This window comes from Shewanella electrodiphila (assembly GCF_023283985.1).
Classification (GTDB): Bacteria; Pseudomonadota; Gammaproteobacteria; order Enterobacterales; family Shewanellaceae; genus Shewanella; species Shewanella electrodiphila.
The window spans coordinates 192,623-205,605 of the sequence record NZ_JAKIKU010000009.1; the positions used below are offsets into that span (position 1 = coordinate 192,623).

The 12,983-nt window shown below is 36.8% G+C and carries 6 protein-coding genes and 1 pseudogene; 4 read left to right on the forward strand and 3 right to left on the reverse strand.

What is annotated here, in order from left to right; all coding sequences use genetic code 11:
• Positions 1 to 36: 36 nt before the first annotated feature.
• The 3 genes and pseudogenes from L2737_RS16475 to L2737_RS16485 form a co-directional block, all read right to left on the reverse strand.
• Positions 37 to 381 (reverse strand): annotated as a pseudogene (locus L2737_RS16475) (Lcl C-terminal domain-containing protein); the annotation flags it as partial.
• Between the two features lie 12 nt (positions 382 to 393).
• Positions 394 to 1,251, reverse strand: coding sequence for a DUF1566 domain-containing protein (locus L2737_RS16480; protein WP_248956432.1), 858 nt, complete (start codon positions 1,249 to 1,251; stop codon positions 394 to 396).
• Positions 1,252 to 1,413: 162 nt separating this feature from the next.
• A complete protein-coding gene (locus L2737_RS16485; protein ID WP_248956433.1) occupies positions 1,414 to 2,847 on the reverse strand; it encodes a DUF4397 domain-containing protein in 1,434 nt (477 codons plus the stop codon).
• Positions 2,848 to 3,660: 813 nt separating this feature from the next.
• On the opposite strand from L2737_RS16485, the gene L2737_RS16490 reads away from it, so the two are divergent.
• The 4 genes from L2737_RS16490 to L2737_RS16505 all read left to right on the forward strand — a co-directional run bounded on the left by L2737_RS16490 (position 3,661) and on the right by L2737_RS16505 (position 12,810).
• The gene (locus tag L2737_RS16490; RefSeq protein WP_248956434.1) at positions 3,661 to 6,654 is read left to right on the forward strand and encodes an endo-1,4-beta-xylanase; all 2,994 of its coding nucleotides are present in this window, start codon (positions 3,661 to 3,663) and stop codon (positions 6,652 to 6,654) included.
• 1,141 nt (positions 6,655 to 7,795) lie between these two features.
• Positions 7,796 to 8,173, forward strand: a complete 378-nt coding sequence (locus L2737_RS16495; RefSeq protein ID WP_248956435.1) for a hypothetical protein — start codon at positions 7,796 to 7,798, stop codon at positions 8,171 to 8,173.
• An 81-nt stretch (positions 8,174 to 8,254) separates the two neighbouring features.
• Positions 8,255 to 11,266 (forward strand): AAA family ATPase, encoded by a 3,012-nt coding sequence (locus L2737_RS16500; protein WP_248956436.1) that lies wholly within the window; start codon positions 8,255 to 8,257, stop codon positions 11,264 to 11,266.
• Positions 11,267 to 12,396: 1,130 nt separating this feature from the next.
• Positions 12,397 to 12,810: a hypothetical protein gene (locus tag L2737_RS16505; protein WP_248956437.1), complete on the forward strand. Its 414-nt coding sequence runs from the start codon at positions 12,397 to 12,399 to the stop codon at positions 12,808 to 12,810.
• Positions 12,811 to 12,983 lie beyond the last annotated feature (173 nt).

Consider the following 12,983-nt stretch of genomic DNA (forward strand, 5'->3'; position numbering starts at 1 on the left):
AAACTGGCCTATGCGGCGGTTAAATTTCAATGCTAATTATTTAGCGTCACGAACCAAGCGGACCCAATTATTTATGGAAATGTAATCACTTGCCATTACAGAAGCAAGTTCATAATCCGATGGTTTACCACTTTTCGGATCGCTTCGTTGCGCACCAGCCCCGTGCCAATCAAAATATTCTGTAGCATTTGAGTCTTTCTTGCTCCAAGCTTGCGCAAACGAAATATAAACAGCAGTGTGTTTAAAGTCGCCTTGAGTCGTACTCGTCCAAACATAATAGGCGTCCTTTTGTGATTTAAATTCAGTCTGGGTCACGTTAAAAATCTCAGTGTTTATTGCTGGTAAGTCTTTTTTCTCATAATCAACTAATGATTGAAGCTCTTTGGCATTGGGTCATCGCCAATCGCTATAACCTGCAAGCAAAGCGTTATCTGCAAAAGCTAGAGCTTTGACCCAATCCATTTGTTGACCACTATCATTTTTAGCCCACATCAAACCAGTTGATTGGTCAGTGATAGTGCCATTATTGTTATCAATATAGTCCATATCATAGAGCGTTGTAGTATTGCGAACTGCACGTACAAAATTGCCAGGTACAAACATATGGTCAGATTTTTGAATGGTAGTTTGATCGAAAAACAAGCCTGTTTCATATGATTTAATATGCCCATCAGCAAAGTTAAAGCCGAACCCTCCCTGAAGACCGCCATGTGCAGTAAAGTTTTGCACTGCACTTTTATTGTAAACAGTACTTGACCAGAAAGCGCCAGCAAATGGAATACGTTTATCATAATTGAAATCAAAATAAGCGGTATCAAGGTACGGACGACTCTCCTGACCACTTTCAGGCTTCATTAGTTGCCCATCACAATTAGCCAGTGAATACAGTTCTTTAATTGTAGGTAAACGCCAATCATCGTAACCACCTAAGGTCATATTGTTTATCACTTTAATTGAATCAGCTAGATTCCTTTTGGTCGTATCATGGCTTTTCTGCCACATTAACCCGGTATTTAAGTCTGTCACCGTTCCATCTTCATTATCTTTATAACTCAATGAGTTACCTTCAATTGAAGCGTCTTGACCAGTATACAAGCTACTATTAGAGATGGATAAAGGCTTTCCCTTTACATCATATTGAACACTTTGGCCGGTATCTGGTAATTTTTGGGTTTCTATTTGGGCATATACAGGATTCAACAGGGTAAACATGAATACTGAAAATAATGATACGTTGAACACAATAGACATTTAGCGCTCCTTTGTCGTGACTTACAGGGATTATGCAGACAACGAATATATTAGAGTAATCACAGAAAGATACTCATTACTTAACTATAGGTCATTGATTTATAGGATGTTAGGTCAAAGTAGGGCGCATGGCCCCGCTCTGATTTCTGAGCTATATTGCTTTTATTCGTTGTAATAGGTGTGTAGCTGATAAGGTGTACCACCGTAGGTGTAGTCAGTTGCAATTAAATTCACAACTTCTCCTTTTTCAATACCACGTAGTGATGTTTCAATAATTAATTCACCAGTTGAGGCGTTATAAATATAAACATCGTAGTCACCACTTTCTAATTCATAATCAGCATTGCCCATATAACTGAGTTCAATTTGTGCAGAATAAGTATCTGGGTTACTGCCATCATTTATAATCAAAACATCAATAGCATCACTTTTTATATCATCAATACTGTGGCTTATTAAAACTTTCGCGTGAGTGTCTATAATTCGAAGCTCTTCTTCGTAATCATTTACTGTAATGGATGATGATGTATCACCCGATGTTAAGATAAGCATGCGACTACTAGGCTGTAAATCAACGCTGAATGTATCAATTTTTTCTTCTTTAATACTATCCATTATGTAAAAGCTGCGCGTATCGCTCGTATCTACATTTTCAATTTCAATATCAACTAGATTAGACAAAGCACCAAATTCTAATGTATTAGCTATCAAGTTGGCTTCGTTATCGATATCTGAATCGGTTAAGTAAATGTCGAGAAAAATGTCTGAGTAATCAGGAGCAGAGATACCATGTGAGAAACGTATTTTTGCTGCTTGCGCTTCATTTGTGAGTTCTCGAGCACTGTCTGTTTCAATGTTTATAATGCTATATACAGGATCGTCTGAACCTGCAGTTAGGTAGTTAGTCAACGCAAATATTTGAGCATCACCAGTTGATACTGTAATACTGTCACTCGATGCAATAATATTATCTGTACCAGATTCAGTTAAAACCAATTTATAAATACCTGATTGTATTTCGACTTCATCACTCGAATTTTCATATGATAAAGTGTGATCGGCGACTTTGTTTAATAAATCTTCTCCTTCGTTTAACCAATAAACATCGATATCAAATGCTGAGTTTGATAAATGAATAAACTGAATTATTGCATCATAGTTTTCATCAAAATCTTCATCGAATAATTCTGAAATATCAGTCGTTAATGTAAGCGAAGATGGCACATCAGTATCACCATAAATTATATATGTACTAATTATATCGTTGGACACACTAACACCATCATTGCTAGTGAATTCGTCGTTTGAGGAGTTAGGTAAAATTTGATTAAATCCTAAGTCGTAGCTGTCCTTCGCTACAGACTCAATAGTGCTAGCATCTCCGAATGCTAATTCAGCGATAGATTGATCATCGACCAGAAATTCGATGATAGGAGACTGGGGAACTAAATTTACAAACTGGTAATAGCCAGTTGAACTCGTAGAATCGCTAACTTCATCAAGCAGATCCTCAGCCCATTCACAAGCTGTTAAGGTTAACGATATGCCGACAATTAAACTTGTAATAATTGTTTTTTGCTTTTTTCCCTTAAACATAATCAATGTATACCCAAATGAATTTGATGCATCAATTATACTTTTGCAAAGTGTATAGTTTCGTCAGTATTAAGGAAAAAATGTGGAGCTTTAGTATAAGTAAGTCAATAAAGCCTATGCCTAAATTATTTTGCCCCATAAAGAGTTAGTATTTAACTCGTTGCAACACAGAGGGTTGCAATGTTTAAGATAAATCCATTATTACTGGTTTTTATGTGGCTATCTATAAGGAGTCATGTTGAACATCATTACTTAAAGACAATAGTAAGACTAAAAAGCCGTAATAGTTGAGTTGTTTTATTCTAAATAGGTTAGGGTAATTAAAACGAGTAAAGGGTAATTACACCTTGCTCAATCTATAAAAGGCAGCTTTGTCATCTCGTTAAATTGTCAAACTTGCAAACGGTAACTTTGGGGGAATCACCAGGAAAACCTTAAAATATTTCTATATAAATTCACAATGTCAAAGCGAACGACAAACCAAACGGCTCTAGTCAAAGTAATAAGTTAAGACCTCAAATAACATTATTTAAAATAAAACCTTCTAAGTGTTTAGACCTCAACAAACACCAATAAACGCCTGAAAAACAACCAAATAGATACTAAAAGTCACAGAACCCACCAAGATAACCAACAAAAAAACACCATTAACCAACTTAACTTGAGATTATTTTCATTGTTAATAACATTCAATTGGTCTACTTTACCATAAGCTTATGGTCAAAAAGACTTATAGCTACCTCATAGTAAAAATATAAAAAGCGATTTTATAAAATGACTAATTAAAAATACAATACTCTTCAGGAAATATAAATGAATATACAAAACGATAGATTTAAATTATCCAGGACAAGCTTACTCGTTTCACCTTTATTACTATTATTGTCGGCATGTTCAGATGATGACAAAAAAACACCCGTTGAGCCTCCAATACCAGTAGTGCCTCCAGTCGTGGAAGTCGATCCCGATCCGTTAGTAACTAATTTAGTGGAAGCGGCAAACAAAGCAAATAAACGCATTGGTACTGCGTTAAGTCATGGTGTTTTAAGCAATAACGAGACTGACTATATCGACATTGTAAAAAAAGAATTTAACTATGTGACTCCTGAAAATATAGGTAAATGGGGATCTATTCAAAATACTAGCTCTGACGTTTGGGATTATGACGCTTTAGATAGCATGATCGATTTTGTCGAAGAAAATGACATAGCGTTTAAAGGCCACGCTTTAGTATGGCATCGCCAAGCACCATCTTTTGTTAATGGTGATGTAACAGCTGAAGATTTAACCATATTAATTAATGCGCATATCGATGCTACGGCAGCGCGTTATAGCGGACAAATATATGCGTGGGATGTGGCAAACGAAGTAATGGGTGATGATGCTAATTATCGTGACTCTGTATTCTTTGAAAAGCTAGATAAAAAATACATCGCTGATGCGTTCACTAGAGCACATGTTGCTGATCCTGAGACGAAGTTGTTTTATAACGATTACAGTATCGATAACATCAATGCTAAGTCTGATGCTGTATTTACCATGGTAACAGAATTAATCAATGCTGAAGTCCCGATTCACGGGGTGGGTTTTCAAATGCATTTAGATGCATCAAATGCACCATCAACCAAGCAAATGACCGATAACCTGCAACGTTTTGCTGATTTAGACTTAGACGTTAACATCAGTGAAATTGATGTGCGTTTATCTGCTTTACCATGGGACCAAGTGACTAAACTGGCTATTCAACAACAGGTATACCATCGTGCAGTCAATGCATGTATGAATGTTGACCGTTGTGACGCTGTCACGGTTTGGGGGTTCACAGACAAATATAGTTGGATTGATGGCGAGTTTGGACCCGATGATCCACTTTTATACACTGCTGACTACCAAAGAAAACCGGCTTATTTTGCGATAGCTGATGCCTTTATGCGTATTGAAGCTGATGAATCAGGTGTGATGCCAAACTTAATTGCCAATGGAAACTTTGAAATAGGCACAGACGGATGGACAACCTTAGGCGAAACAACGACAAGAACCACTGAATATCAACAAAATGGAATAACATCGCTGTTATCTTCAGCAAGTGAAGATGCTAAAGCGACAGCTAGCATTGATATCACCAGCTTACTTAAGGTAAACAGCGTTTATGACCTTGAAGCTTGGGTTATGAATGCTAACGAAACAACATTAGCAAACTCTGTAAATGTAATGCTCGAATGTGTCACTGAAGAAGCGAACACTATCGTTGTTAATTCAGCCGTTGCCAGCAACACTGAGTTTAGCCAATTATCAGGTTCATTTTCCGTACCTAATTGTGAGCTTGTCAACGCCACTTTATCAGTTGAAGGCGCTGATGTAAGTGAAGATTTTTACTTAGATACAGTAAGCCTTAGACCACAAGCTTTAATGCCTAACACTGATGGATTTGGCGATAACCTGTTAGCTAACAGTGATTTTGAAATTGATGCTTCAGGGTGGGAAGGTTACGACACATCAGTAGTTGCAATCACCACAAGCAAAGTATTTGCTGGAAGCCAAAGTCTAGTCGGTACTGCGCGTACCCAAGAATACCAAGGGCCATCAACGAATATTTTGAGTCTTGTTGAGTCAGGCCAAACTTACCAATTGTTTGCTCGAACGGCAATTAGTGAAGGTTTAGCTCAAGTTAAAGCGACAATTAGTGCAACCTGTTCAGATGGTGTTAAGTACTTAGGCACTGGTGCTACGGAGGCTAACTCAACTGATTGGTCTTTAATTGCGGGGCAGGTAACGTTACCTACCTGTTCGATGAGCGATGCCATTCTTTATTTTGAAGGCCCTGCAGTGGGTATTGATATCTATGTCGATGACGTTACTTTTCATCAAGAAAAGAAAGATCTAGGTCCTAACTTAGTAACAAACAGCGACTTTGAAATAAACACTGATGGCTGGTCAGTTTGGGGCGGCACATTAGCCAGCTCAACAAACTATGCCAACACAGGTAATAGCAGTGCTTTACATAGTGATAGAACAGGGACTTGGCAAGGCCCGATATTTAATTTACAACCTTTTGCTGAAACCGGTAAGACCTATGAAATTACCACATATGCCCGCATTGAAAATACTAATGAAGATCTGCTTAACATTACCTTAAAAACCTTATGTGAAGGTGATGAAGAAGCTGATGCATCTTACACTCAACATGGTGCTATAACGGTTACCAATGGCGAGTGGACAAAGTTAACCGGTAGTTTAGTGTTACCAAATTGTGCGCTAACTAGTGCCGTTGTATATTTTGATGGCCCCGCAATTGGTGTCGATATTTATATCGATAGCGTGTCTATTACCAGTGACATTACTGTGGACGCTGATAACTTATTGACCAATTCAACCTTTGAATCGGGTATAAATGGCTGGGCAACTTGGGGGGCAAACATTGAAGAAAGTACTGATTTTGCGCATACAGGTGAAAAATCAGCATTAGTTAATTCTCGTACCAATGATTGGCAAGGACCTGTTTACGACTTTTTGGGTCGAGGAGTTGCAAACACCCCTTATGATATCAGCGGTTGGATAAGAGTTGCAGGTTCTGACAGTGAAAACGTTAGCATTAACATCAAGCAAACCTGTGAAGGTTCAGAGCCGATTTACACCGAGGCAAGCCCAGCCGTTACTGTATCAAACAGTGATTGGACCTTAGTGAGTGGCACATTTACACCCCCTGATTGTGAATTAACTGAGCTCTCGGTGTATTTTTCTAATGCCGCAGTAGGTGTTGATATTTATTTAGACGACGCAGTAGTTAAGTTGGCTTCTGTAGAATAAATAGACTCTGTTTATTTACTCAATAAGTAAGCTCGTTTAGTAAATAGTGCCCAAATAAGCATAGATTTATATCGAACAGAGGGGCGTGACATCAAGTTCTGAACACAAGCATTGTTTGTAGATTAATTAAATTAAACAATATTTTTTAATCTACAATATCGTTATATGTTTATTTAACAATCTATCTATAAGGAATGTTGATAATTAATTATCAACATTCTTTTTTTATACTAGCATCATTAGATTGTTTGTTAATATCACAACAAACCAGCTCGATTATCGCTACAAACAAGTTCTTCTAATAGATTTATGACATTTGAATATTGCGATTGAAAATCTCTTATTTGGTTTTAGATAATTTAAAAACCACAAACACTTTTACAACAGCAGTTGGCTTTAACCGAAGTTCATATCGAATAGAGCACTTGGCTACGGACTTTTAAGTCGAGAATCTCGCCCTAATACTTCTACCTATTTTCAATTAGTTGCAAAATCAGCTTAAATTCTATGGGCCATCTAAAGTGAGATTTATTTAGCTTTTGGCACCTATGTTGAGATTCTCATTATGCCTTTATATTCAGATTTATTTACGTACTAATAAATAAAAACTTGATAAGGTAAATTTAGCGTGTAGTGACTAAGAATACATTTAATGTACATGGTTAGTGAAATTTAACTTAAGGCATTGCTTTATATAGCTATTTTAAGCATTTAAGCTGTTTTGTAGGTGCTCACATTTGTATTTCAAGTATATATACTAACAACATCGACTTAAAATTCACGTAGGGACGCCTAAATCTTGACTTATGTCGTCATGTAGTGGTTTAGCAAAACTGGCCACTACTTTGAAGTCAATTGATGTGTTTGGCATAGAATAAGTTATCAGAAAATTCAGCTGCATTTGTTCATCGTAACTCGGAATTGTCCAAAAATAAGCTAGGTAAGCTCTAATGTAGTGGCCAGTTTTAGTTAGCCACTACAGTAACGGACAAAGGTTAATATTCACTTTGCCACTATAATAGAAACTGCATTTAACATTCCCCCTAAAAAAGCTGTATGGAATATGTGATATTCCAAATTTACTTCTTACTTCACGTATTATCTGTCTACATAACTTGCTGACTTACTCAGTAAACATTATTTGGTAGTAGGTAAAAATGAAAAAATTTTATTAGTATTGTCACTTTTATCAAGCTCTGTAAATGCTGAATTAACTCAGGAAGAAATTGAACAATGGGTTAATGAAGATGGAGTTGTTGCGATTGCTAAAGCTATGGCTACTGAGATAATTGAATCATTTCCTCAAAAGCTATCTTATTTTGAAGAGATCGAAACAGTAATGCGGCTCAGAAGGGAGCTTACTTACACTGTATCACTAGATACTCAGGCGTTAGCAGCAAATACAGGTGTTGAAGATACTTTAGTGCTTGCTAGATTGAAAAAAGGTTACAAGACTCAAGTAACTCAGGATGAGATGAATAAGACCTTATGTAACATGCCTACAGCTAGTAACTCATAATCTAGTGGCCAGCCTTAAAGTCACTACAATGACTCTAAGTATATTCAGTGCTTTTTTGTTCAATAGTTTTAGGAAATGTGTATGCAAACATTGTCAGCTTTACGTTATTCACGGGAAGGGTTCTCAGAAAGGAGATTGCTTGCTGATGAGTTATTATGTTTTCCTCATGTAGCCAATATATTTATTGCAGCACATATGGCTATAAATATTCTTAAAAATGGTAGTGAACAGTCTTTACTTGAAGAGCATAACGACAAATGGGAATTACATACCCTTGTGCTTGTATACTCAATACTTTTGGCTAAAAGTGATGCAAAATCACAAGTAGTTGATTGCTCACTCACCGAATATGAGACAATAGAGTTTATTGATGCAATATTTATACTTCTGAGCGATTTTTCTAGAAAAACTTTACATAAAGAGTTGTCTGCGCGAAGACTGATAAAGATTAAATCTATGTCAGATTATTTTTATGAAACTTTTGATTTCTCAGCCAATGCAGCATATAACCTGCCATCTTATCTTGCTAACGCTCTACATGATGCTGAAAAAAATCCACTTTGTCGTGATGAGAAATTGAACGAAATTGCACTGATATTTGCAGAAATAGCGCATTTAAAAAATAGCTCTACTGTTGAAAAGGAAGTAAAACATTTACCTCCATCTAAAATAATAAAGAAGTCAGTTTTAGAGCGTGCAGCAATTGGTGATATTGAATCTCAATTCCAGTTGGGCCTGCAGTATTACCGAGACGAAAAGCTCGTTGATGCTATTCGATGGTTTGTCGTTAGTGCACAAGCGGGGCACGTTATATCACAATTCTATTTAGGAAAAATATATCACTTTGGTGAAGGAGTTTCTTCATGTATTTCCTCATCATTAAAATGGCTCCATTATGCTTGCCTAAATGGCCACAGAAATAGTAGTTATCTACTAACAAGTATTCTTAGAGCCCATTCAATTGTGATTGCTCCGGATACTCCTGAAGGTATTTCTTATAAACCTCAAGTTGCGGTAGATTACTGTGATGCTTTGATTAAGTTAGCAGAAGACTCTTTGTATAAATGGAAACCTGCAGGTTTAAATATACTTAAACTGGTTGAACAATATAATCCAACAAGGGTAAATTACTATCTTGGTGAATATTATTATTATGCTAAAACTGAAGGACAAAATTTAAAGTATGCTCTGGAGTATCTAACAAAGGCTTCAGAAATGGAAATTTACAATTCCTACCTCTTACTCGGTGATTGTTATTACTATGGCGGCCAAGGTGTTGATAAAAATGAAGAAAAAGCTGCTCACTTTTATAAGAAATCTGCCGATTCTATTAACCATGAAGCTTCCTTCAAGTTGGCTGAGTGTTACTATCATGGCCGTGGTGTTCAAGAAGATAGAGCTAAGGCTCTAACTTATTATAAAGAAGCTGTTGATGGTGTGGAATTTATATTTAAAGGTGAGGCTTATTATCAACTTGGTTGTTGTTATTTACAACTAGGTAATAATGCCCTTGCTTTTGAATCTTTTACAAAAGGTTCTGATGTAAATGACACTGACTCGAAGTATAAAGTCGCAGAGTGTTTTTACTATGGATATGGAGTATGTATAAATAGAGCGTTAGCTGTTTCCATTTGTAAAGATGTGTCTCGTTTTTCTGCTGATGCCTGCTTTATGCTAGCGAATTGCTACTTTCATGGTGAAGGAGTCATTGAGGATAAAGCTCAAGCTGTTACTTTCTTGAAGGACGCTGCTCGAAATGAACATCAAGAAGCGCAATATCGTCTAGGGTTGTGTTACTTCAGAGGAGATGCCGTTCCTGAAGATGAAAATATTGCTTTCAACCATTTTTATGATGCAGCAGATAACGGGCATGTTGAAGCTGAGTATATGTTAGGACTCTGTTTTTGTGATGGAATTGGTGTTAAAAAGAATCAAATAGAAGCAATTAAGTTCTTGAGCCTATCTGTGAGTAAAGGACATGTTGAAGCTAGAGTTAAACTTGCTCTTATCTATAGTTCTAGTCCAACAGAAAGTAACCTTATTAAAGTTTTTGACCTTCTTGAGCCAATAGTCGCTAAAAGTGCTGAGGCTAAGTTTATGTTGGGTGTTCACTATTATTATGGGCATGGCAAGGACATCGATTCTGAAAAAGCTATCACGTTGATAAACTCAGCTGCTGAATTAGATTTTGAATCTGCTATAGACTTTATCCGAGAAAATAACCTTCATAATAAATCAAATAGTACCGCAGATAAATTCAACAATGATGTTGCCGATATCTGTAATGACGGTCAAGAAGAGCTGATGACGCTTATTGGTTTAGATACCGTTAAAACAAGAGTGCAATCATTAATTAATGAAGTTCGTTTACGAAAAGAGAGAAGTAAACGTGGCTTGTCGGTAGGGAAAGACAGGTCATATCACATGGTTTTTTCTGGTAACCCTGGAACGGGTAAAACTATTGTAGCGAGGATTGTTGCTAACATTTTATTTGAACTCGGAATTACCAAAGAAAACAAACTTGTTGAGTGCGATCGTTCAAAGCTAGTTGGTGAGTATATTGGTCATACAGCCCCTAAAACAAACGAAATTATAGACCAGGCCTTGGGAGGCGTTTTGTTTATAGACGAAGCATACTCGCTTAAAGGTGATGGTAATGACTATGGAAAAGAAGCAATAGAAGCGCTATTAAAGCGGATGGAAGATGAACGTGACAATTTAGTTGTAATTGCAGCTGGTTATACGAATGAGATGCAAGAGCTGATGGAGACAAATCCTGGCTTGGAGTCTCGTTTTACTCGAACCATTCATTTCGATGACTATTCTATACAGGAACTGTTTCAAATTTTTGAGAAATTATGTATTGATGATGGTTTTAGCTTAGAAAGTAACTTTTCAAGTTTGTTGATAGAGAGGCTTGAAAATTTAAAACAGGTGAAGGTTAATAACTTCGCTAATGCAAGAGAAGTTAGAAATTTATTTGAAGAAGTTCTCCAAAAACAAGAAACTAGGGTGTGTAATGAAAATAGCTGTTTTAGTAATGTAAATGATAGTTATCTACAAACCATTACTTGTGATGATGTCAGAGTTTAGAGGGTTACTAAACAAGGTAAGGTCATTTTAAACAAGCAATAATAGGTTAGGGGCGTAACTCGTTTATGTCCATTTTCAATTTAGCGTGGCCAACACATTTCTGCCCCAAAGCTTGTTTCAAATTTTGAAGTTATCATTTGAAAAAATCAAAGTTGTGGCGCTTCGCCCACACCAGACTAAAAGGGAGTGAACTGCGACTCCCTCTTAGAACACCCCGCAGCTCCGGCGAAATTTAAACAGCAAAATTTCCAACGGAGAATCATCCAGCTTTTAACTTCGTTTGATGCTAACTTCTGACTTATTCGAAAATGCTAGCGCTTCCTATGGTGCATCCCTGCACCTCGAAAGCTAGCCTGACGTCCTGTCAGGCTCACGCTATTTTCTCTGCGTCCTCAATTCAAATTGAATCTTCTAGCTAATTAGAACTAGATATTTCTAGTTCTTTAAATTTACACAAATACAGTTAATTCGAAGAGATGAAAATTCCGGTGTAAGCACGGCTGTGACCGTCCATGACATGGCGAAGTTTCACTGTGTGAAACGCTCTGAGCGAGAGGCATGGATGCCGAACTGGCTGTTTAACATGGATGTTATTTGTCATGGCCGAGCTTTCAGGGACCTTTTGATTTATATAAAGAATGCAGCGTGTCACAGTCGTGCTTGCACGATAGCCTGCGGCAGGCAATGGGTTAGATAGAAGTAATGGTCTGCTGTAACTGAGTCAATATAAATGAAGTATAGAATGGGTGGTTTTAAAACGTTATTCCCCAAAGCTTGTTAACCTTGTACATATAGCTGTATGGATATACAGTTATAATTGAAACGCTGCAATTGAGAGCATTTGCTTCTCGTTATGTACAAAGCAAAAATTCTCGGGTTTACCAATCAAACAATCCTATATCATTGAAAAGTTAGCGTTTTGGCTTAAAAGAAGTTTACATAACGACCCAAGTTAATTCTCGGTTATCTCAATTCTCGGTTTTATCCACTATTTAGTCGATTGATTTAAATTATGATGGCTGTTAAGTTATTAAAATTATTAATAAATCATGCTTAAAAGTGATTGAGTTTTGGTAAGTCGCCTAGGGGTGTTTATCGGAATTCTCGCTAATAAGCTGTTAGGCATACACATGAAATCCATAGCCTCATCATTTATCATTCAAGTCATATTGTTAGGCACTATTGGTTGTTTCATTTTTTTATCTTTCGCTTGGGCTAAACATGGTTGGTTTTGGGCAAGTGATACATTGCAAGTTTGGCTCTTTGCTTTGTTTATTATAAGTTTGTTTTTAGCCTTTATTTGTCACCCTATACTTTGGCTTTCTTCTAAATTTGGTATTACTAAATACGCTAAATTTGTTACTGGTTTTTCAGGTCTTATAACAGTTATTCTATACATGGGTATATTCACTCAATTTGAATTTAGTTTTCATAGGTATTTTGTCTTTCCAGTGAATATACATTCCGCATTTATTGTTGTGGGTTTCCTATTTGGCCTTCTTAATGAAAGTATGCCTAACAAGCAAATCAACAAGGACACGTAACAGTTGGCTACGTTTCGCTTCGCTACACAATTTTAGCCAACCATTACTTAGCCTGTTATTTGGGCGTTGGTATGACTCCCCACGTCAAGCAGAACATAACTGTTTCGGCCTAAAGATTTAAGCCTGTTTTTGTTCTTTCACTCATTTGGGATTGAGCTAACACAGTAGATGAA

What these genes read in the sequence shown, in the direction of transcription:
- L2737_RS16480 (WP_248956432.1), bottom strand. Translation starts at nt 1,251, where the DNA reads ATGTCTATTGTGTTCAACGTATCATTATTTTCAGTATTCATGTTTACC.
- L2737_RS16485 (WP_248956433.1), bottom strand. Translation starts at nt 2,847, where the DNA reads ATGTTTAAGGGAAAAAAGCAAAAAACAATTATTACAAGTTTAATTGTC.
- L2737_RS16490 (WP_248956434.1), top strand. Translation starts at nt 3,661, where the DNA reads ATGAATATACAAAACGATAGATTTAAATTATCCAGGACAAGCTTACTC.
- L2737_RS16500 (WP_248956436.1), top strand. Translation starts at nt 8,255, where the DNA reads ATGCAAACATTGTCAGCTTTACGTTATTCACGGGAAGGGTTCTCAGAA.
- L2737_RS16505 (WP_248956437.1), top strand. Translation starts at nt 12,397, where the DNA reads ATGAAATCCATAGCCTCATCATTTATCATTCAAGTCATATTGTTAGGC.